Below are 19,284 nucleotides of genomic sequence, written 5' to 3'. Positions count from 1 at the left end.
ATTTATAGCTAGATTTTCGTTTTAAAACTATATTCCATTTCTCCAGCTAATGCTGCTGGGGCATCATTTGTTTCTCTGAAATCATGTGTATATATTTTTTCAAATGAACCAAAATCTATTTGTTTATAAAATTCATAGCAAGGGAAACCATCATGTAAACCTTCAATATACACAATGCCACTTGTATTCACTCGTACAGCTAAAAAATAATCTGCTGCGGGTGCCGCCGCATTTAACGGATTACTTGCACTTGCTCTCATTTCAAAGGAAACCTCATCCTCGCCCCATGCAATATTAGTGCATACAATGTTTTCTGTACTTGTTTCTCCTTTTTGATACTCAATTGAGCCATCTGAATTTGTAATTTTCACAGTAACGATGCAAGCATCTACATATATGAAAATTTCTCTTTTATAAAAATCAACAATCACTTCTTGTTCTAATCTTGAACGCTTTGAATTTACAGCGTACGGTGTAAATTCACGTGCATCTCCGGCGTATTCAAAAACTCTTCCTGTTGCAGCATCCTTAATAGGTTTCAGCAACGCATACGGTGCAAATACACTCCCTCTAATTTTTACGATATTAACCATATGAAACCTCCGTTAACTCTATTTATATAAATTATTATTTGTACTATACAGGATATAGTCAATTTGATTGACTATATCCTGTATAGTACAATAGGTTTCATATGTAGTCAACTTAATTGACTATAGTTTCGGAGGTTATATACATGAATCATCAAACATTTAACGAACTAGACCTTACTTCACTTTTATCATTATCTTTCAGTACATTAATTACTGAACTGCATGACAGATTAAGTGAATTGGGATTTGAAGATATTAGGCCAGCACATGGTTTTATGTTCAAACGCATTCTTCCTAATGGAGCAACAGGTATAGAATTAGCTGAGTATTTAGGGGTTTCTAAGCAAGCTGTAAGCAAAATGATCGATTCTCTTGAAAACAGTGGTTATGTCACGCGCAAAAAACATCCTACTGATAAAAGAGGCAAAATCATTATTTTAACCGAACGTGGTTTAGCCGTAATGAAAGCGAAAGAAGAAATAGTAGCTGAAATAGAGCAACGATGGATTGAAAATATAGGCGCTGAACGAATGCAAATGCTCAAAGAAGACTTAACAACATTCGTTACTAAAGAAAACACAGGGAAATTATCATCAAATATACGACCCGTTTGGTAAACAAAAACTCCATATAAAAACGAATCCATTTTGATTATTCTTTTTCAAAATGGATTCGTTTTCTACAATACTATATTTATTACTCTCGTTTCATCTCTATCATTAACCCTAACTATTTGCGTCTCACCATTTGGAAAAAATATGATATAATTTCCCTTTCTCACATTCCTCCAAATAACTTTTCCTTCTTCATCCGTTCTCCCTATGGAAATCCCAATTTCTTTACTGGGCTCAGGTGATGCATCTTTCATAAGTATAATTTCAAAATCTTTTACCGACTGTTTCTCTTTATTTTTAACATGAAAAGTTACGGAATCAACAACCTTACTATCATTCTCCTCATTATTTGCTATAGAACCAGAAATTATAGTTATGACCAGTACACAACATAAAATCCATATAAGCTTACTATATTTATTCAGACCATTTTTTAAGATTATTAAAAACATTGTCTGTTACCCGATTTCCGAAATTCCAAGAATTACTTCCTGCTGTATGGACAGCTATTACTGTTGCACCCGTACGAGAATAGTCATGATATACAGGTGCTCCACTTTGACATCCATAAGTGTCCATCCTATACGTTAAAATTCTAGGACTTGTGCCTTCAATTGGCCCATAATCTGTCCACATAGTATATGCTTCATTTCCTAATTTATCACATGGATACCCTGGGACTACTGCAAGTAAACCTTTTGGTGATTCTACATTAGTAGTTCTATATCCTAACCAACCCGTATAATCCCCAGGAGATCCATCTAGCTTAATAGCTCCATAATCAAATTCCGAATCTCCGTCATCAGTCCATCCACTTACTGAATAGAGTTTTTTCCAACTAAAGGGTAGATACGGTGCCTGGTTTCCATTTCGACCAGGAGTCGCAATAACATTTGTTGCCCATCCACCAAGCTTTTTATCGTAAATACAGTGTCCAGCTGTAAGCACTGTATCTTTACTAATCAATGCTCCTGTACACCCATAAACCTCTTGTCCATTAAACTGAATTACTAAATGCACCATAGTCCGATAAGGATACAAAGTTGTATCAATAACTCTAATTCGATCATCTCTTCCTATTACAGAATGTGTAAGGATATTAGATGAATATTTAAAGTTAGTGTCTCTTAATAAATATCCCCAATCCTCTCCTCGATGTTTACGACCTTCAAAAGGATCTGAAATAAGCTCTCTCCTATCTTCATCCTTAATACGCAAAGAATGTTCTTCAAACAGCACCCTGTCTCTCTCATTTGAAACTGATGTCCAAGGTACATCTTCTGCATACACCTTCTGATTCACCAAAAATACTGTACAAAAAAAGATAAAAAGAACACCAAAACTATAAAGAGCCAACCTACATCTTATAGAAATAAAGCTATCCAACATAACTTACCTCCTATACAAATGATAGCGAACAATTGAAGATCCCCTTTATAAATTCTAGTTTTTCTTTTTTTAGAAGTCAATGTAATTAATAATGATTATCATTATTAATTACATTGACTTAACAAAATCAAACAATGAGTCATATTCTTTACTCTGCGTTCAAAAATATGTCTCATTAAAGGTTCCCTTTATTACATAAACCCGTAACCTACTTCACAATCAGCTCCGCAGTATTCTCCTCCGGTGGCATCAACAAGTTTGTAACCGTTCCATACACAATAGGGTTTAATTCCACTTCATACCCACCATATGCAAACTCTTCCTTTGTCGGTAAATAACCAATATATCCATTCGTATATCCACAAAAGAAAGCTAGTTCATTTTCAAGACTCTCTTTCACTTCTAACGCAGTCTCTGAAAAAGGTTCCATCGGTATACCAGAGAACATACCATCATTAACTTGAAACAGTTGAACTTCTAAATCAATACGTAACTCCCGAATACCTTGCTTATATTTCTCTAAAACGATAGTAAGCCATTCATCCGTATTCACACCCCACTGCTTCTCTGCCAATTGAGCCATGCTTCGTATCTCATTCATTTCAGGAATATCTTTCAACTTCATTTGCATCATACTCGAAACTGTTCTTACATTTACAATTGGGCTGTATGTAACTGTTGGCAACATCGTTAATACATGTCCACTAAGCGTGTAAGCCATTTGCTTTACTGCTTCCCTTGAACCGCGATACTTCGCATTTACATTACCAGCAGCTCCTTGCACAATAATAACAGGACAGTTTACGATTTTTTCAAGAACCTCTCTCGTCATTCCAGGATAATCCGCTGATAACACATCACTATCACCTTTTAACACATTCGGATGAGCCGTACAAAATACTACAATCCCAGATAGCTCCTTCGTTTCAGCATTTCTTATGGCTAACATACCAATTCGTTTATCTACAACACCCTCTATATTTGTTCCCATCTTTGCTCTTCCATCAGATGTTCTCTCTCTTCGGTTTATCCCAATATCACCTGTCGTAACACCCCAGCCAACTTCACATAACTCCAAATTATTATTTGCAGTAACAGCACCGTGCACTACATTATTTACTAAACTCTTTTTATACGACTTTACTAAAGGTTGCTCACCAACCGTTTCCGGACCAGAGTGTGTATGTGTATAAACAACTGTTATTCGCTCAAATGGCACATGAAGCCTACTAGCTACTTGCTCACGAATCATATTCGTATCTTCTACTAACATCCCAATATTATCAATACTTATAAACACAGTTTTCATTTCATCTTTTTCAAATACAAAAACCGTCCCATAAATACGCTCTTCAATATTATTTATTCCTGTCTCTCTATGGTATCCAACAAAATCAATACCGACAGGCGGCGTAATATCCACCTTACATACCCCTATTTTGCTCATTTAAATCGCTCCATTTCTATATATAACTCCCTTTTTTCAAGAATAGCATATTTGACCTTGTTCCAAATAAAAAAGAACGGACATAGCATTCTATGTCCGTTCTTTCCATCACACATACTTCCGATGCACCATCTTCCCATCATAAGAAAACACAACGCCCTTACTCTCCACAATCGACTCCATATGCACCGTTCTTCCCCATAATTGATGAAGGTATGGCAATACTTTTTCTAAGTATTTTAAATCGAGCTCGATCCCTTCGTAACTATGTTTAATGTACAATTCTCCGTTCTTTAAGTAGTCCCCGTCTTCTACTACTAAGTACGGGAAGCCGCCATTTGTTCGCATATTTACGAGCTGATCACGCACATGTTCCCACTCTTTATCTATTACTTTATATTCTTTTCCTTGGCGCTGGAATAAGTACATATCTTCTCTCATTACGAGATCTTTATTTAAATAGTTTCTTAAGAACGATACATCCCATTCGATTTCGCGTACTTCAAAGATTTTGTCACGACCAGATCCTGGTTTAACGCCTCTTCGTTTCATTTCTTCTGTCGGATTGTTGTAGCGTTCTTCAATATCTTCAAACATTTTAATACCGAGGTAGTATGGGTTAATACTTGTTTTTGATGGCTGAACTACACCTGCATTAAGCTTTGCGAATTCAATCGCTTCAGAAGATGTTAAGTCCATTTCACGGAGTATGCGTTGATGCCAGTACGAAGCCCAACCTTCGTTCATGATCTTCGTTTCAAGCTGCGGCCAGAAATATAACATTTCCTCGCGCATCATCGTTAATATATCGCGCTGCCACTCTTCTAGCTCACGGCTATATTCTTCAATAAAGAGAAGTAAATCTTTTTCTGGCTGCGGTGGGATTTTCTTCTTTTTATGCATATTAGGTCGTTCCCTCTTTTTGTTTCGATCATCTAAATTCCATAAATCATCGTACTGTGATATCTTTTTCTTTTCTACATCCTCTTCTAAATCTCCAATACTCCAAGCAAGTTTCGGACGCATAAGCGATGGATCAATATGTTCTTGAATGGCAAGCACTGCATCCAAGAACGTTTCTACCTCTTCTCTTCCATACTTATGTTCATACGCCTTCACACGATCTGCTGTCGCTGCCATACTCTCCACCATATCGCGTTTCGTATTAGAGAAACGAATATTATTTTTGAAGAAATCACAGTGCGCTAAAACGTGCGCCACGATTAATTTATTTTGAATTAAAGAATTCGTATCTAATAAAAAGGCGTAACATGGATTAGAGTTAATAACGAGTTCATAAATTTTACTAAGTCCTAAATCGTATTGTAATTTCATTCTGAAAAATTGCTTTCCAAAACTCCAATGCGAAAACCTCGTCGGCATCCCATATGCACCAAATGTATAAATAATTTCCGCTGGACATACTTCATAACGCATTGGATAAAAATCAAGCCCAAATCCAGTCGCAATTTCCGTAATTTCCGCAATCGCATATTGCAGCGCTTTATCTTCACTTGCTCTCATTATTTTCCCTCCTTACACTTTCCCTTAAGAAAGTGTATGATGAGGAACAAGCTTTCATGAGGATTGATTGCATAATAAAAAGACATCCTCATAAAAACGAGAATGTCTCATCTATTAACCTTCAATAATCTCCATCTTCTCCGTAATCGATGTACGAGCTTTTCCTTCTGGTGCTTTATCGAAATAGCCAAGGTGAAGAATTCCAACGATGCGTTGACCTCTTGTTAAACCAAGTCCTTCTATAAATAATGGATTGTAGTTTAATCCGCCTGATTTCCAAACGCAACCTAAGCCACGTTCCCAAGCAAGTAGTTGGAAGTTTTGCATAAATGCACATGTTGCAGCGTAATCTTCGTCGCGTTGAATTTGACGTGGATCTTCATTAATATAAACAACAATTTGTGCAGGCGTGCTTAAGAAACGATCTGATAAAATTTTACCGCGTTTCGCTCTTTCTTCTTCTGTGAAAGAGTTTAATACTGCGTCTACTAATTTTTTGCGACCTTCTCCAATGTATAATTTACAATTCCATGGTTCACGGTGTTTATGATTTGGTGCCCACGTTGCGTCGTTTAATAGTTCAATTAATAACTCTTTATCTACAACTTTATCTGTGAATGTACGTACAGAGCGTCTTTCTTTAATCACATTTGCGATGGAAGTATATGTAGTCATATTTTTCTCTCCCTTATTTTCATCTATATGTATACGTTTGTTATTGATATTGATTTTCAATTTCGATTATACCTTAGTTTTTTACTATTAATCAATGTTTTATGTTGGAAAACTTCCAAAAACGTCATTTTATACTGTGAATAAAAAAACTTAACTTATTCACAAGTATTTCACATTTTATGGAAATGATATGTGTACAGTTTTCCACATTATCCATCTAGGAGGAGTTTATATGTACAAAAAGATCGCAGTAAGTATGACCATGGCAACATTATTATTCGGGGCAACCGTCTTCCCTACTTTCGCTGCCACGCCAAAAGAAGTAACATTGCACCATCATAAGCCTATTTCAGAAGAAGAAATGCAGTCGCTCGAAAAGCTCGGCTATAACAAACATGAAATTTGGAAAGCTGCTCATATTGCAAAAATGAGTAAAAAAGAAATAAAAGACGTTTTAGCTTACTATAAACAAAATAAATCTTGGGAGAAAACAGCCCAGCATTTCGGTGTAGATCCAAGTAAGTTGAAAAAGCATCATATGAATAAAGAGACAAAAAAAGCACTGCTGCAAGAATTAGCAAATATGCAAAAAGCTACACCAGACGGACTCAAACAAAAAATGAAAGAATATAATATCGGATTACGTCAACTCACAGTATTAACAATCATCTCTCAAAAAAGTAATACCCCTCTCGATGATGTACTAAAAATGAAAAGAGATGGAATGGACATTAAGCAAATTGCAGAAAAACTAAACGTGAAAAAAGAAGATATACGAGCAGAAATGATTAAATTAGTGAAGTCTATTAAAGAAAAGAACACAAATTAACATGCCAAAAAGGAAGAGATATTTAATACTCTTCCTTTTCTTTATGAACTTTCAATTTTCAAGTATAAATTCCCGTCTTTCCCAAAAACTAACATAAGTAAATGATATATGTCAGGGGTGAGAAAATGTTCGGTTTATCATCTAAGAAATCCAAAAAGACTAATACAAAAACAATTTGTTCTATTCCAGAATTTATAAAAACCATGAAAGAATCTAGCGATTTTTCCTCTTATAATGTCATAGAGGATGGGGCATTATGTTTGTTTTATTATAAATCCACAGTAGAATCACTTATTATTAATCGATTCATTTTAACACCTATCAAAAAAGAATTAGATCGCATTCAAAATATAAATGACATAGCAAATATCGTCACACTTGAGGAGATTATCATCAATCCTTCTATTGATGATATACGTGAAAAACTATTAGGTGGCCATGTACTCTTGCAGCTAAAAGTTGATTCCCAAACAGCCGAATATGCACTGATTCGTGCTGAAAGTTTAGCTTTAGGTACACGATTATATAACGACACAGAAAATGAATATAGTGTCATCGGTCCCAAAATTGGATTCGTTGAGAATATTGATACGAATATACATTTACTTCGGCGAAGCATTGTAACAGAGCAATTGGTTTTCAAAGAAGTTATAGTTGGCTCTATATCAAAAACAAAGGTGATAGTTGCTTACATCGAAGGCATTACAAATGAACAACACATCAATACTGCAATGCAGCGCTTACAAGATGTTGACTTTGATGTTCCTTTTGATGCAACTATGATTGAACAGTTTATTAGCGATAATAGTAACTCACCCTTCCCTGTTTTACTACCTACAGAGCGGTTAGACCGCTCTGTGTACGCATTACTGAATGGAGGCGTTGTTATTTTAACAGACGGTTCACCTTACGCATTAGCTGGACCAGCGACGTTACTTGATTTCTTCGTCTCGCCAGAAGATTATTATTTACCATGGATAGCAGGCTCATTTCTTCGAATGGTTCGCTTTTTCGGAGCAGCATTCTCGCTATTTTCATCAGCTATTTATACAGCTGTATTAACGTATCACTATCAAATGATTCCTGTGGATTTACTAGGTCCGATTATTTTTTCAAGAGCTAATGTACCCTTTCCGCCCATTTTAGAAGCACTTTTTTTAGAAATCACAATCGAATTGCTCCGTGAAGCTGGAGCACGATTACCTACAAAAGTTGGACAAACAATCGGCATCGTTGGCGGTATTGTAATTGGCCAAGCATCTGTTCAAGCTGCTTTAACGAGTAACATTTTATTAATTGCAGTTGCTTTATCAGCACTCGCTTCTTTTACAACACCAACTGTAAAAATGTCTTCTACTATCCGGATACTACGATTTCCACTTATTCTTTTAGCTGGTGCATTTGGGGGCTTAGGTCTTATTGTAGGATTCGTACTCATATTAGCTCATTTAATTCGCTTAAAATCACTTGGATCACCTTATTTATTACCTCTATATCCATTTCGCGGTTTAGGGACAGCAGAAGGACTCTTTCGTCTTCCATTTAGTCAAACTGCAGGACGTGCATCTTTTCTAAGACCAAAAAAGAAATGGCGCTATGATCCAAACAAAGCGAAAGAAAAACATGACGGTGAAGAGAAATGAAAAATATTTTATTATGCTTTTCCATTATCATTTTAATTTTTCAATCTGGTTGTACAGAAACAAATATAGTTGATACACAGCGAATGATTCACGTAGGTGGATTCGATATAATGAAAGATAAAAAATTTCGCGGAACAATTTTATATCCCGATTACACAAAAGGAGTACAATCGAAACCAGAAACTCAATCAACTCATGCAGGTACAATTGAAACAATCTCTTCCCTTCTAAACGCCAAATCTCCACATACGATCGCTGTAGGTCAAATGCGTGTTGTCCTATTTGGACAAGCATTTGGTGAACATGGACTTGGAGATGTTATTAACAACTTACAACGTGATCCTAACATTGGCCGTGATGTGCAGCTAGCACTTGTAGATGGTTCAGCAGAAGAATTACTGAAACATGTCAGAATAAATGGATCACTTTATTTATCTGATTTATTGGAGCAAAATATAAAAAACGAGACAATCCCGCGGACAGCTTTAAATATTTTTTTATATAACTTCTATTCATCTGGATGCGATCCATTTCTTCCTTACATTCAAGTATCAGAAGACAAATCTGCTTCCATTAAAGGACTAGCTTTTTTAAAAAAGGATAAAGTGGCTATGTATACAGATAAGAAAAGGTCTTTTTTATTTAAATTACTCATTAATCCAACGAAAAATGGGCGTTACGAAGTTCCGATACGTCAAGGTAAACATAAAGGATTGATTGCTACTCAAAACTTATCTGGAAAAAGTGTATGTTCTCTTTCACCAAACGGTGATATTCCGAAAGTTAACATACACTTAAAATTAAATGGACTCATAAAAAATGCTCCTAGTTGGCTTGATTTATCAAAGAGTGAAAATGTAACTTACGTAAAAAGACATGTAGAAAAAACACTTGAGAAGGATTTAAACGAATTAATACAAACATTCCAAGAAAAAAAAATCGATCCAATCGGTATACGTGAAGAAATTCGTAGTCATTCAAGAAAATGGAGCATGAAACAAATTCAAGATATGTATCCTAACGTAGACGTTGCTGTCAATGTAAAGATTAATGTCGTACAATCTGGTATCGGAGAATAGTGAGGTGCTATCATGACTGGACAAGATAAAACACATACAGTTTCCCCGTATTTCACATTCCTTCTATTACACTCTCTTCAAATTGGAGTAGGGGTGTTAGGATACCAAAGGATTATTGCGCAATTTGCCGGTTATGACTCTTGGATTTCTCTTATTATCGCTGGTATTGCAACTCATATCGTATTATTTTGTATGCTGAAAATGTTAGAAAAAGATAATGATTTAATGAATATCCATACGACATGTTTCGGAAAGTGGATTGGAAAAATTTTTTCCGTATGCTTTGCCGCATATCTTTTATTATTTTGCCTTACTGTTCTTCGTACATATATTGAAGTGATTCAAGTTTGGGTCTTTCCTACAATTAAACCGTGGAAATTAACCTTACTATTTTTACTTGTAGCTTATTACATAATTAGGGGTGGCTTTCGTTCTGTAACAGGAATGTGTTTTTGGGGCGTCATAATACCGATTTTCGTCCTGCTTTTCTTAGTTTTCCCAATGAAATATGCACATGTTCGTAACATTTTTCCAATTCTTACTCATTCGCCTTTAGACATTTTAACTGCAGCGAAAGCATCTGCATTAGAATTTCTTGGATTTGAAGCAATCCTTGTCTTTTATCCATTTATTAGAAAAGGAAAATCGTTAAATAAATGGGCACATGGCGGTATTGCTTTTACAACAATTCTATACGTAATACTAGCCATCGTTTCCCTTATGTACTATAGTCAAGGGCAACTACACCATACCATTTGGCCAACATTAACGATGCTAAAAATCATTAAAGTTCCTTTCATCCAAAGGTTTGAGTACATTATTATTTTCTTATGGTATCTTATTATTTTACCTAATCTTTGTTTAACCATTTGGTCTTCTTGTTGTATTAGTAAAAAATCGTTTCACATACCATTTAAAATCACACTACCATTATTTATCGCAGTCATATTTATTTCATCCTTATTTTTCACAAACCGCGAAAGTATCAATGCATTAAATACGGTACTATCTCAAGCTGGTTTATATATTGTATACGCCTATATCCCAATTTTATTTCTATTCCATTCAGTACGATGGCGTTTCAAAAATCCGTCGAAAAAATCTTCAACCGATACACCATAATCTCTGATACAATTTGAGTAATACATTTGTAAAGGGGACAAGCGTATGAAGAAATATGTATTTTCTTTACTTGCAGTACTAAGTTTAATTCTTGCTGGTTGCGGAGCTACTAGTACAAATGAAAAAAAATCATCTGAATCAAAAGAAGAGCATGACCACGCATCGCATACTCAGCAAGCTGACATTCAAGAAAAAACAAAAGGAGTCGACACACTTCCTACCTTCCTAGACAAGCTTGATCCACAAATGAAAGATATATACACTGTCGCTGGGCAAAATGCAGAGCTATTAGATTGGATTCCATGTTACTGCGGTTGTGGTGAGAGTGTAGGACATAAAAATAATAAAAACTGCTTTATTCGTGAAATGAAAAAGAATGGTGAAGTTGTTTGGGATTCCCACGCAACGACTTGTGTCAATTGCCTAGAAATCGCAGTTGAATCTGCTTCCATGAAACAAAAAGGAAAATCAACGCTCGAAATTCGCAACTATATTGACAATAAGTATAAAGAAGGATACGGAAAACCAACACCTACGCCAATGCCAAAAGCTTAAAAACGAGGATACACCTCGTTTTTTCGTTTCATTCACTTTTTTTCTTAACAAATTCTTTCAAGTGTATTTCTCCTTACTTGTCACACACTATATATAACTCCTCAGTAAGGAGGGTACACAGTGCAAACATATAACGACTATGACAAAGCTCTCTATTACACGTATAGCTGTAATTGGGATAAATTACTCGTTCTTATGGTTCAAACGAACGATCAACTATTTTCTAAGCGTATTGAACATTTTTTACACGCTTATCAATACAGTAAAGAAATGCCAGAAGTTGATAAACAATTGCAGCTCCTATTTCAATATATTGACCATGCATCCCAAAAGTCACATATAGAAGAAGTAGAGCAATTTCAAATGTAAAATATAGCGCTATTCTCTTCAGGAGAATGGCGCTTTTTTAAATATCGATATCAATAAAAGTTTTTCCTTATAAAACTTTTATTGATAAACATATTTTTTCTTTCTTTTCTGTGCCACTTCATACTATAATTTAGTATGTAACTATTATAAGAGAGGTATAAAATATGGGACGAGAAAAAAAGCAAGAATATGCTTTACTTACCGCATGGGGAGCTTCTTTTATCGCTACACTAGGAAGTCTTTATTTTTCCGAAATCATGAAATTTGAGCCTTGTGTACTTTGTTGGTATCAACGTATTATTATGTATCCATTCGTTTTATGGCTTGGTATCGCTGTAGCAAAGAAAGATTATCGCATCGCAAGTTATTCTTTACCAATTGCAAGTATTGGTGCTTGTATTTCTTTATATCACTATGCAATTCAAAAAGTCGCTGCATTTTCAGCAGCTGGGGCAGCTTGCGGCCGTGTACCTTGCACCGGAGAATTCATAAACTGGTTTGGTTTTATTACAATCCCGTTTTTAGCACTTATCGGCTTTATTACAATCGCTGTTTGTAGTTTTATTGTAATAAAAAACAAATAAGGAGATGAACAAATGAAAAAAATGCTTATATTTGGTGGTATTATTATCGCCTTGTTTGTAGCAATTTTCGCTGTCACACAAATGGAAGAAAAAAACGCTACTAGCCAAAAAATTGATAATCCTACTGATAGTAAGACCAATGGCCCTGACTACTACACAAATAAAATCTCTCTTTCAGATCTTCAAAAGAATTTAAAAGAGAAAAAAGAAGAAACAGTATACTTTTATCAAACATCTTGCGTTCATTGTCAAAAGCTATCTCCTGTCGTAGTACCAATGGCTAAAGATTTGAACGTCGATATGAAAGTTATGGATATTGAAAAACTAGATGTTCCTTGGGATGACTATAAAATTAAAGGAACTCCAACAATCATTCACTTTAAAGATGGCAAAGAAGTAAGCCGTATTAGTGGTGAACAGCCGGAAGACAAATTAAAAGAATGGCTTGAGCAAACGAAGAAATAACGAGAAAAGGAAACTCCTTCTACACATGAAATGGGCGTAAAGTCCCAAACTAATGTATAAGGAGGGGGTTTTATGCCAGAAGTGAAATGCTCTGTTTCCAATTGCTCATTTTGGGGACAAGGTAACTTTTGTCAAGCTAGTGCAATCATTGTTCAACCAGATGCACAAGAAACTGGTTCAGATACAAATGATTCATATACAAGCGCGGTTTTAACAAACGAGACGCTAGAAAGTTCTGTAACAACGAGTGTAGAGACTTGTTGTCATACATTTAAGCCAAAATATTAAGCAAAAAAAGCATACGAGTATTCGTATGCTTTTTTACATTCCTCTCCAAAAATCATGCATGATAAAAAAGTACAAAATAACGAGAACAACTGTCCCACATAAGGTAATGCGCCGATATATACTCTTCTCTCCTTCTCTTGCTTTCACAAATGCCCAAATAAATCCGAAGAACAATATTAAATCAACATATGGAACATAAAAAGAAAAAACGAGAAACGCATACAAATACACGATAAATAAACAGGTCGTTACTAAGAAAATTTTAAAAGCAAATTCACTTTTCATAATGTAACCGTCCCCCTATCTGTACTGTATTATATTCAGCAAAATACAATAGTTGCAGTTAAACTCGAAGTAGAAATAAGCTACCGTCTATAATACGGTAGCCTATAACGGAACATTATATTTCCGTTTATATATATTACTTAAAACCGAAGAAGGAATTTGCTCATAACGAATTTTTTCTCCTGTTTCATCCACAATATACAAATTGTTTCCTATATAATATATTCCATCTTTTCGTTTTGAATACACTGGATATCTTTCGTTTGGCAATACCGTTTTCACTTTTGTTAACTGCCCATTTGGTTCTTGCCAATATATATCGGCACGGTCTACTAACGTAAGCATGCCAATTTGCTCTTCTTCTACTTTACGACCATTCCAGCTCACAACGCGGTAACCAAGCTTATTCGCTTCATATTCGGGGCTCGTCTGAAAGCGAGAAATGATCACTTTTGTTTGCAATTGGACTCGGTCATATAACCATTGTATATCCCTGTCATGCATGCGAATACAGCCATTCGATTCTCGGCTTCCAATCGTCCATTCCCGATTTGTTCCATGAATCGCGTACTCCTTTTTATCCAAACCTAACCAACGCGTACCGAGAGGATTATTCGGTGCACCCCCAGCTATTTTTTTTCGATGATATTCTTTATTTTTAAATTTAGTTATAATACAAAAACTACCTTCAGGCGTAGGTGTACGGTCTCTTCCAGTTGTTACGGAGAATGTCTTTGTATAATTCCCATTTTCAAAAAAAGATAATTGGTTTGTCGTAAGATTCACTAATATTAGATGATCTGTATCAGCAAAAGCACTAACCGGTAGGATGAAAAATAATAGTATGACGAAACATAATTTTTTCATCTATATCCCTCCCCTAGCGCTCAATATAATAAGTGGAATTAGCTTTACTTTGCTCTTATAAATGAAAACTATCCATTTACAATAACGCCCCCATTTACATGTATCATTTGTCCGGTAACATAGGATGAATCGCCAGACGCTAAGTATACGTATGCTGGCGCTAATTCATATGGTTGACCAGGTCTTTGCATCGGGACATTGCTTCCAAACTGAGAGACTTTCTTCTCATCAAAGCTTGACGGGATAAGTGGTGTCCAAATTGGTCCCGGCGCAACACCATTTACACGAATTCCTCTTTGCACTAACGACTGAGAAAGTGATCTTGTAAAAGCTACGATTGCTCCTTTCGTTGCCGAGTAATCAATTAATGTTTCATTTCCTTCATATGCAACGATAGACGCCGTGTTTATAATGACATCGCCTCGCTTTAAATGAGAAAGTGCTGCTTTCGTAACGTGAAAATAAGAAAAAATATTAATACGAAAAGTCTTTTCTAGCTGTTCTGCTGTAATATACTCTAATCCTTGCTGCGGATATTGCTGCGCGACATTATTTACTAAGACATTCAAACTACCTAGCTGCCGAACGGTCTCTTCTACAATATCTTTGCAATGCTGTTCATTACTTAAATCACCCGGCAACAACACACACTTTACCCCTTCTTGTTCTACATGTTGTTTCGTCTCATTTGCATCTCCATCTTCATCTAAATAAGCAATCGCGATATTTGCTCCCTCTTTTGCAAAAGCGATGGAAACAGCTCTTCCAATCCCACTGTCTCCTCCTGTAATTAATATATTTTTTCCTTTTAACTTTTCACTTCCTTTATAATTTGGATCTTCAAACTGCGGAAGTGGATTCATTAATGATTCAATACCAGGCTGTTTATTTTGATGTTGCGCAGGCATTGTTACAAAGTTTTTTTGCTGTGGCATAGCTTCTTTCAACTCCTTTTCCTTATAATGCGCACAATAAAAACTGAAATTCGCACATCGGTTTACGATTAATATTCGAATTTAAGACACAAAATATGAATTGTTATAAACTTTTTATGCAAAACTATTGCAAAATAGTTAAAAAACGAATATTATATATAACTGTTGTGAAAATTATTCGTAAACAGAAAGGATGTTTATATGTTTAACCTTTCAAAACATAAAACTTCTATTAAAACTGAAATTATGGCAGGTATTATTACCTTCTTAACAATGGCATATATCATTGTGGTAAACCCTGTTATCCTTGGGGATGCAGGTGTTCCATTTGAACAAGCATTTACAGCAACAATTATCGCTGCTGTTGTCGGAACATTATTTATGGCAATCTTTACAAACTTACCAATCGCAATCGCACCAGGTATGGGATTAAATGCTTACTTCTCTTACTCTGTTGTAAAAGCTCATGAAGGCATGACTTTCGCAATTGCATTCTCTGCTGTATTCGTAGCAGGTATGATTTTAATTTTGTTATCATTCACATCTTTCCGTACAAAATTAATGGAAGCAATTCCTGAAAACTTAAAACATGCAATTACTGCTGGTATCGGTCTTTTCATCGCCTTTATCGGTTTACGTTTAACAGGTATCGTTACAAAAAACGAAGCAAACTTAGTTGGACTTGGTGATCTTCACTCTGCTCCAGTACTACTAGCATTAGCTGGACTTGGAATTACAATTGTCCTTATGTCTTTAAATGTAAATGGTGCACTATTTATCGGAATGCTATTAACTGGTATTATCGCTTTCTTCACAGGACAATTAACATTCTCAAACGGTGTTACATCAATGCCTGGATTACCAGAAGGAATTATCGTTTCAAATCCAATAACTGCTGTATCTGATGTAATTAACTACGGATTGTATGGCGTTGTATTTTCATTCTTCCTTGTTACATTATTCGATACAACAGGTACATTACTTGGCGTAGCTCAACAAGGTGGATTTATGAAAGATGGAAAGCTTCCAAAAGCTGGACGAGCTCTTCTATCTGACTCATTCTCAGCAACAATCGGTTCTATGTTCGGAACAACACCATCAACAGCTTACATTGAATCATCTGCTGGTGTTGCAGCTGGTGGTCGTACTGGTTTAACAACTGTTACAGTAGCTGTTTTATTCGCACTAGCAGCATTCTTCGGACCATTAGTAAGTGCTGTTTCTGGTGTATCAGCTATTACTGCACCATCATTAATTATCGTTGGTAGTCTTATGATGGGATCAGTTCGCCACATTGATTGGGATGCATTTGATGAAGCATTCCCAGCATTCTTAGTAATATTAAGCATGCCACTTACATCAAGTATCGCAACAGGTATTGCACTTGGATTTATTTCATACCCACTTATGAAAGTGGCAAAAGGTAAGTTCCGTGCTGTTCACCCACTTGTGTATGTATTTGGAATTTTGTTTGCTTATCAATTGATATTCTTACCACATTAAAATCCCTCATAAAGAGGGATTTTTTTATATATAAAAAAGTAGCGCATCGGAATTCGATGCGCTACTTTCCTTTTGCAACAACCAAACGAACTACTTTCAAAACAAGAAGTAAAAGACCGTTCACTGTCGCTGCAATCCCTAAAAATACCGCTATCATCAGCTCTCCCATTCCGTTATTCCATACAAACATAACAGAAGAAATGAATGCCAAAATAAACAATATTAACGTTGGTATATATTTAATAATAGGCTTCTCATATGATTTTTTTGAAAGAAGAAACGTAATTACTAATGTCATAATGATCACAAAATATACTGCAAATAAGAAAATCATATGAAAGCCTCCACTATTCCTAAACTATGAAAAATATAAAAGGAGTTAAAACTTATTAATATTTTTCATTCACCTGTAATTTTTTACTATACTTTTGAATGAAAATTGATGAAATAACCATTACCATCCCTATACTACACCCGATAAGCTGATCTAGTAGCATTTCATCATGAATGAACTAGCGCAGTAAAAATACACCACCAAAAATAAGCAACATAGTAAATCCAGTATGTCTAATCCCTTTATATACATTTTCCATATGTATCACCACTCCACATAATTTTATCCATATTACACCATATATCCATCAAGCAAACGTATTGTCCTCTGGCAGTGTGCAGCTACCTTTTGATCATGTGTAACAACTAGCACCGTTTTTCCTTGTTTATGAATCTCTTTTAAAATGCTCATAATTTTTTCTCCGTTTTCCTGATCGAGAGCACCAGTCGGTTCATCAGCAAGTATAATTTTTGTATCTTGTGCTAATGCCCTCGCTATCGCTGTCCTTTGCTGTTCTCCTCCAGATAATTCGTGGGGATACTTGTTAATATGTCTCTCCAGCCCTACCATCTCAAGCATTTCTTTTGATATTTGTATACGTTTCTTATGAGAAATTTTTCTATATATAAGCGGGAGCATTACATTTTCAATAACTGTATAATCATCTAGTAGCGAAAAGTTTTGAAACACAAATCCAACTTCCTTATTTCTATACTTATGATAGTTTGACTTTAATGTACTCGTATCCACGCCATCTAAAAAATACTTTCCAGTAGAGGGGCTATCAATTAAGCCAATAATGTTAAGCAAGGTTGATTTCCCTGAACCAGATGGTCCCATAATGGCTATCATTTCGCCTTTTTCTATTGTAAGATTAATATCTTTTAAAGCACTAAAATTATTCTTTCCGTATCCCTTAGCCACATTTGCGAGCTGAATCATCTATAACACCTCTTTCATATATGTATTTTTTATTTTTAGTACATTGAAATAAATGATTGCATATATAACGAGGATCATTACAAGTGATAAAGCACCTATAACAACCAATGATTCTATAGAGACTTGTAACGTTCCAAAGAAAGATACTATACTATCTTCTAGCCCTTTTTGAATTTCAATTACTCCGCTATTCTCCCACTGAAAATACATAATTCCTATACATATAGATAAAACGAATAACAACATATACTCAATAACAAACGGAAGACATAGTTGAAAAGTACTTCCTCCTAATGCTGATTTAATAGAAATGTTTTTACGTTCCATATAAAGCGTGGCCATTGATGTTAATAAAATAGATATAAATGAAAAAGATAAGACTGTACCGCTTAATAATAAGGGATATGACATATTATCAATGCCTTGCTTTTCATTTTCTAATAATTTATTCGGATTTGTAACATAATACGAATAGCCCTTACCTTCTGTTACCTTTAATACTTTCTTTTGAAATTCATTTATATTTATCTTCTCATTTGTTTCTATAATTAACCCATTGTATAAAAGTTCTACACTATAGAACTCTATTTCTTCTGTTCCAATTGGTAAAATCGCCATGTCATCTAATAATGTAATACGATTATCCGATATTTCACCGCTTCGAGGATATGTAAATGCTGAATTTTTTTCTAAAAAGCCAATTACTTTTAGTTTCATTTTTCCAGATGGTATGATATCACCAATAGATGCCTTTCCTTTATAATTAGCCCCTAATATAACAGGTCTACTATCAAATACTGATTTATGAAATTCCGATTCCTCAAAATATCTTCCTTGTGAAATTGGTATATGAAAGTATTTATTAATATCTTTATCAACAATAAGAGTCTTTATCGTTCCATTTTCTTCTTTTAAACTAAGTGAATAGTTACGGAACAAATAATTAGTTTTATTTGTTATTGGTATCGTATTAGATAACCCTTGAATGAAATGTTGATAATCACTTTTCGCTTTTTCTTCGCTAAACAATGTGATATCTTGCGTCGCATAAAGTTCATAGAAATTTTTATGAGTCGATAAATTATTTGCTAACATCATCATTTTTCGATATCCTGAAAGATTACTAACAAATTCTATTGCTGAAGAAAATGCAATAATTAAAGAAATTACTATAATCAAACTTGGTAACAACCGTTTTTTTACAGACCGTATAGAATCAAATATAAAAAGCATGAAGACCTC

At 35.0% G+C, this 19,284-nt stretch carries 23 protein-coding genes and 1 pseudogene; 11 read left to right on the top strand and 13 right to left on the bottom strand.

Annotated features, from left to right (window positions below; translation table 11 throughout):
• Positions 1–8: 8 nt before the first annotated feature.
• A complete protein-coding gene (locus tag ABH961_RS23000; protein ID WP_098080570.1) occupies positions 9–593 on the bottom strand; it encodes a DUF3238 domain-containing protein in 585 nt (194 codons plus the stop codon).
• Between the two features lie 143 nt (positions 594–736).
• Between ABH961_RS23000 and ABH961_RS22995 the strand changes: the two genes are divergently transcribed.
• A complete protein-coding gene (locus tag ABH961_RS22995) occupies positions 737–1,210 on the top strand; it encodes a MarR family winged helix-turn-helix transcriptional regulator (RefSeq protein ID WP_098048690.1) in 474 nt (157 codons plus the stop codon).
• Positions 1,211–1,272: 62 nt separating this feature from the next.
• Here the strand turns inward: ABH961_RS22995 and ABH961_RS22990 are convergent, their stop codons facing one another.
• From ABH961_RS22990 to ABH961_RS22970, 5 genes are all read right to left on the bottom strand, one after another.
• Positions 1,273–1,659, bottom strand: coding sequence for a DUF2606 family protein (locus tag ABH961_RS22990; protein WP_048545755.1), 387 nt, complete (start codon positions 1,657–1,659; stop codon positions 1,273–1,275).
• Complete coding sequence (locus tag ABH961_RS22985) at positions 1,625–2,596, bottom strand: trypsin-like serine peptidase (RefSeq protein WP_141545793.1); 972 nt, start codon at positions 2,594–2,596, stop codon at positions 1,625–1,627. Before ABH961_RS22985 ends, ABH961_RS22990 begins: the two co-directional genes overlap by 35 nt.
• 208 nt (positions 2,597–2,804) lie before the next feature.
• Positions 2,805–4,043 (bottom strand): neutral/alkaline non-lysosomal ceramidase N-terminal domain-containing protein, encoded by a 1,239-nt coding sequence (locus tag ABH961_RS22980; RefSeq protein WP_404520104.1) that lies wholly within the window; start codon positions 4,041–4,043, stop codon positions 2,805–2,807.
• Positions 4,044–4,151: 108 nt separating this feature from the next.
• Positions 4,152–5,567: a stage V sporulation protein SpoVR gene (spoVR, locus tag ABH961_RS22975; protein ID WP_001202729.1), complete on the bottom strand. Its 1,416-nt coding sequence runs from the start codon at positions 5,565–5,567 to the stop codon at positions 4,152–4,154.
• Between the two features lie 114 nt (positions 5,568–5,681).
• Positions 5,682–6,242, bottom strand: coding sequence for a nitroreductase family protein (locus ABH961_RS22970; RefSeq protein WP_048545762.1), 561 nt, complete (start codon positions 6,240–6,242; stop codon positions 5,682–5,684).
• 232 nt (positions 6,243–6,474) lie between these two features.
• Between ABH961_RS22970 and ABH961_RS22965 the strand changes: the two genes are divergently transcribed.
• From ABH961_RS22965 to ABH961_RS22925, 9 genes are all read left to right on the top strand, one after another.
• A complete protein-coding gene (locus ABH961_RS22965; RefSeq protein ID WP_048545764.1) occupies positions 6,475–7,071 on the top strand; it encodes a hypothetical protein in 597 nt (198 codons plus the stop codon).
• Between the two features lie 125 nt (positions 7,072–7,196).
• Complete coding sequence (locus ABH961_RS22960; protein WP_048545766.1) at positions 7,197–8,714, top strand: spore germination protein; 1,518 nt, start codon at positions 7,197–7,199, stop codon at positions 8,712–8,714.
• Positions 8,711–9,793: a spore germination protein GerYC gene (gene gerYC, locus ABH961_RS22955; protein ID WP_098080111.1), complete on the top strand. Its 1,083-nt coding sequence runs from the start codon at positions 8,711–8,713 to the stop codon at positions 9,791–9,793. The genes ABH961_RS22960 and gerYC overlap by 4 nt, the downstream gene beginning before the upstream one ends.
• A 12-nt stretch (positions 9,794–9,805) precedes the next feature.
• Positions 9,806–10,915: a GerAB/ArcD/ProY family transporter gene (locus ABH961_RS22950; protein WP_098080109.1), complete on the top strand. Its 1,110-nt coding sequence runs from the start codon at positions 9,806–9,808 to the stop codon at positions 10,913–10,915.
• A 45-nt stretch (positions 10,916–10,960) separates the two neighbouring features.
• Positions 10,961–11,470 (top strand): PCYCGC domain-containing protein, encoded by a 510-nt coding sequence (locus ABH961_RS22945; protein ID WP_048545771.1) that lies wholly within the window; start codon positions 10,961–10,963, stop codon positions 11,468–11,470.
• 120 nt (positions 11,471–11,590) lie between these two features.
• Positions 11,591–11,839, top strand: a complete 249-nt coding sequence (locus ABH961_RS22940) for a YhdB family protein (RefSeq protein ID WP_098642598.1) — start codon at positions 11,591–11,593, stop codon at positions 11,837–11,839.
• 164 nt (positions 11,840–12,003) lie between these two features.
• Positions 12,004–12,423, top strand: a complete 420-nt coding sequence (locus ABH961_RS22935; protein WP_000532270.1) for a disulfide formation protein C — start codon at positions 12,004–12,006, stop codon at positions 12,421–12,423.
• 12 nt (positions 12,424–12,435) lie between these two features.
• On the top strand, positions 12,436–12,888 hold the full coding sequence (locus ABH961_RS22930; protein WP_404520103.1) for a thioredoxin family protein: 453 nt from the start codon (positions 12,436–12,438) through the stop codon (positions 12,886–12,888).
• A gap of 72 nt (positions 12,889–12,960) precedes the next feature.
• Positions 12,961–13,176 (top strand): DUF1540 domain-containing protein, encoded by a 216-nt coding sequence (locus ABH961_RS22925; protein ID WP_001115398.1) that lies wholly within the window; start codon positions 12,961–12,963, stop codon positions 13,174–13,176.
• 33 nt (positions 13,177–13,209) lie between these two features.
• On the opposite strand, the gene ABH961_RS22920 is transcribed toward ABH961_RS22925, so the two are convergent.
• The 3 genes from ABH961_RS22920 to ABH961_RS22910 all read right to left on the bottom strand — a co-directional run bounded on the left by ABH961_RS22920 (position 13,210) and on the right by ABH961_RS22910 (position 15,263).
• Positions 13,210–13,461, bottom strand: coding sequence for a hypothetical protein (locus ABH961_RS22920; protein WP_000834190.1), 252 nt, complete (start codon positions 13,459–13,461; stop codon positions 13,210–13,212).
• Positions 13,462–13,563: 102 nt separating this feature from the next.
• Entirely contained in the window at positions 13,564–14,328 is a 765-nt protein-coding gene (locus tag ABH961_RS22915; protein ID WP_098048703.1) for a L,D-transpeptidase, read from the bottom strand.
• Positions 14,329–14,396: 68 nt separating this feature from the next.
• Positions 14,397–15,263 carry an SDR family oxidoreductase gene (locus ABH961_RS22910; protein ID WP_048545777.1) on the bottom strand — a complete coding sequence of 289 codons (867 nt, stop codon included), beginning with the start codon at positions 15,261–15,263 and terminating at the stop codon, positions 14,397–14,399.
• Positions 15,264–15,464: 201 nt separating this feature from the next.
• Here ABH961_RS22910 and ABH961_RS22905 point away from each other — a divergent pair, with 201 nt between their 5' ends.
• The gene (locus tag ABH961_RS22905; protein ID WP_000482728.1) at positions 15,465–16,766 is read left to right on the top strand and encodes an NCS2 family permease; all 1,302 of its coding nucleotides are present in this window, start codon (positions 15,465–15,467) and stop codon (positions 16,764–16,766) included.
• Positions 16,767–16,827: 61 nt separating this feature from the next.
• Here ABH961_RS22905 and ABH961_RS22900 read toward each other — a convergent pair whose 3' ends face one another.
• The 4 genes and pseudogenes from ABH961_RS22900 to ABH961_RS22885 all read right to left on the bottom strand — a co-directional run bounded on the left by ABH961_RS22900 (position 16,828) and on the right by ABH961_RS22885 (position 19,275).
• On the bottom strand, positions 16,828–17,100 hold the full coding sequence (locus tag ABH961_RS22900; RefSeq protein ID WP_404520101.1) for a sugar ABC transporter ATPase: 273 nt from the start codon (positions 17,098–17,100) through the stop codon (positions 16,828–16,830).
• Between the two features lie 55 nt (positions 17,101–17,155).
• A pseudogene (locus ABH961_RS22895) lies at positions 17,156–17,359 on the bottom strand (hypothetical protein).
• Between the two features lie 32 nt (positions 17,360–17,391).
• Positions 17,392–18,042, bottom strand: a complete 651-nt coding sequence (locus ABH961_RS22890) for an ABC transporter ATP-binding protein (protein ID WP_098080105.1) — start codon at positions 18,040–18,042, stop codon at positions 17,392–17,394.
• Entirely contained in the window at positions 18,043–19,275 is a 1,233-nt protein-coding gene (locus ABH961_RS22885; protein ID WP_098080103.1) for an ABC transporter permease, read from the bottom strand.
• Positions 19,276–19,284: the final 9 nt, after the last annotated feature.

This window comes from Bacillus sp. RC251, from assembly GCF_044908765.1.
GTDB lineage: Bacteria > Bacillota > Bacilli > Bacillales > Bacillaceae_G > Bacillus_A > Bacillus_A wiedmannii.
This window is presented reverse-complemented; position numbering and strand designations above follow the sequence as displayed.

Bases quoted from the DNA above. Each gene is read 5' to 3' on its own strand.
- ABH961_RS22920 (WP_000834190.1), bottom strand. From the start codon at position 13,461: ATGAAAAGTGAATTTGCTTTTAAAATTTTCTTAGTAACGACCTGTTTA.
- ABH961_RS22980 (WP_404520104.1), bottom strand. From the start codon at position 4,043: ATGAGCAAAATAGGGGTATGTAAGGTGGATATTACGCCGCCTGTCGGT.
- ABH961_RS22900 (WP_404520101.1), bottom strand. From the start codon at position 17,100: ATGATTTTCTTATTTGCAGTATATTTTGTGATCATTATGACATTAGTA.
- ABH961_RS22990 (WP_048545755.1), bottom strand. From the start codon at position 1,659: ATGTTTTTAATAATCTTAAAAAATGGTCTGAATAAATATAGTAAGCTT.
- ABH961_RS22925 (WP_001115398.1), top strand. From the start codon at position 12,961: ATGCCAGAAGTGAAATGCTCTGTTTCCAATTGCTCATTTTGGGGACAA.
- ABH961_RS22885 (WP_098080103.1), bottom strand. From the start codon at position 19,275: ATGCTTTTTATATTTGATTCTATACGGTCTGTAAAAAAACGGTTGTTA.
- ABH961_RS22945 (WP_048545771.1), top strand. From the start codon at position 10,961: ATGAAGAAATATGTATTTTCTTTACTTGCAGTACTAAGTTTAATTCTT.
- ABH961_RS23000 (WP_098080570.1), bottom strand. From the start codon at position 593: ATGGTTAATATCGTAAAAATTAGAGGGAGTGTATTTGCACCGTATGCG.
- ABH961_RS22935 (WP_000532270.1), top strand. From the start codon at position 12,004: ATGGGACGAGAAAAAAAGCAAGAATATGCTTTACTTACCGCATGGGGA.
- spoVR (WP_001202729.1), bottom strand. From the start codon at position 5,567: ATGAGAGCAAGTGAAGATAAAGCGCTGCAATATGCGATTGCGGAAATT.
- ABH961_RS22950 (WP_098080109.1), top strand. From the start codon at position 9,806: ATGACTGGACAAGATAAAACACATACAGTTTCCCCGTATTTCACATTC.
- ABH961_RS22915 (WP_098048703.1), bottom strand. From the start codon at position 14,328: ATGAAAAAATTATGTTTCGTCATACTATTATTTTTCATCCTACCGGTT.
- ABH961_RS22890 (WP_098080105.1), bottom strand. From the start codon at position 18,042: ATGATTCAGCTCGCAAATGTGGCTAAGGGATACGGAAAGAATAATTTT.
- ABH961_RS22965 (WP_048545764.1), top strand. From the start codon at position 6,475: ATGTACAAAAAGATCGCAGTAAGTATGACCATGGCAACATTATTATTC.
- ABH961_RS22930 (WP_404520103.1), top strand. From the start codon at position 12,436: ATGAAAAAAATGCTTATATTTGGTGGTATTATTATCGCCTTGTTTGTA.
- ABH961_RS22960 (WP_048545766.1), top strand. From the start codon at position 7,197: ATGTTCGGTTTATCATCTAAGAAATCCAAAAAGACTAATACAAAAACA.
- ABH961_RS22970 (WP_048545762.1), bottom strand. From the start codon at position 6,242: ATGACTACATATACTTCCATCGCAAATGTGATTAAAGAAAGACGCTCT.
- gerYC (WP_098080111.1), top strand. From the start codon at position 8,711: ATGAAAAATATTTTATTATGCTTTTCCATTATCATTTTAATTTTTCAA.
- ABH961_RS22995 (WP_098048690.1), top strand. From the start codon at position 737: ATGAATCATCAAACATTTAACGAACTAGACCTTACTTCACTTTTATCA.
- ABH961_RS22905 (WP_000482728.1), top strand. From the start codon at position 15,465: ATGTTTAACCTTTCAAAACATAAAACTTCTATTAAAACTGAAATTATG.
- ABH961_RS22910 (WP_048545777.1), bottom strand. From the start codon at position 15,263: ATGCCACAGCAAAAAAACTTTGTAACAATGCCTGCGCAACATCAAAAT.
- ABH961_RS22985 (WP_141545793.1), bottom strand. From the start codon at position 2,596: ATGTTGGATAGCTTTATTTCTATAAGATGTAGGTTGGCTCTTTATAGT.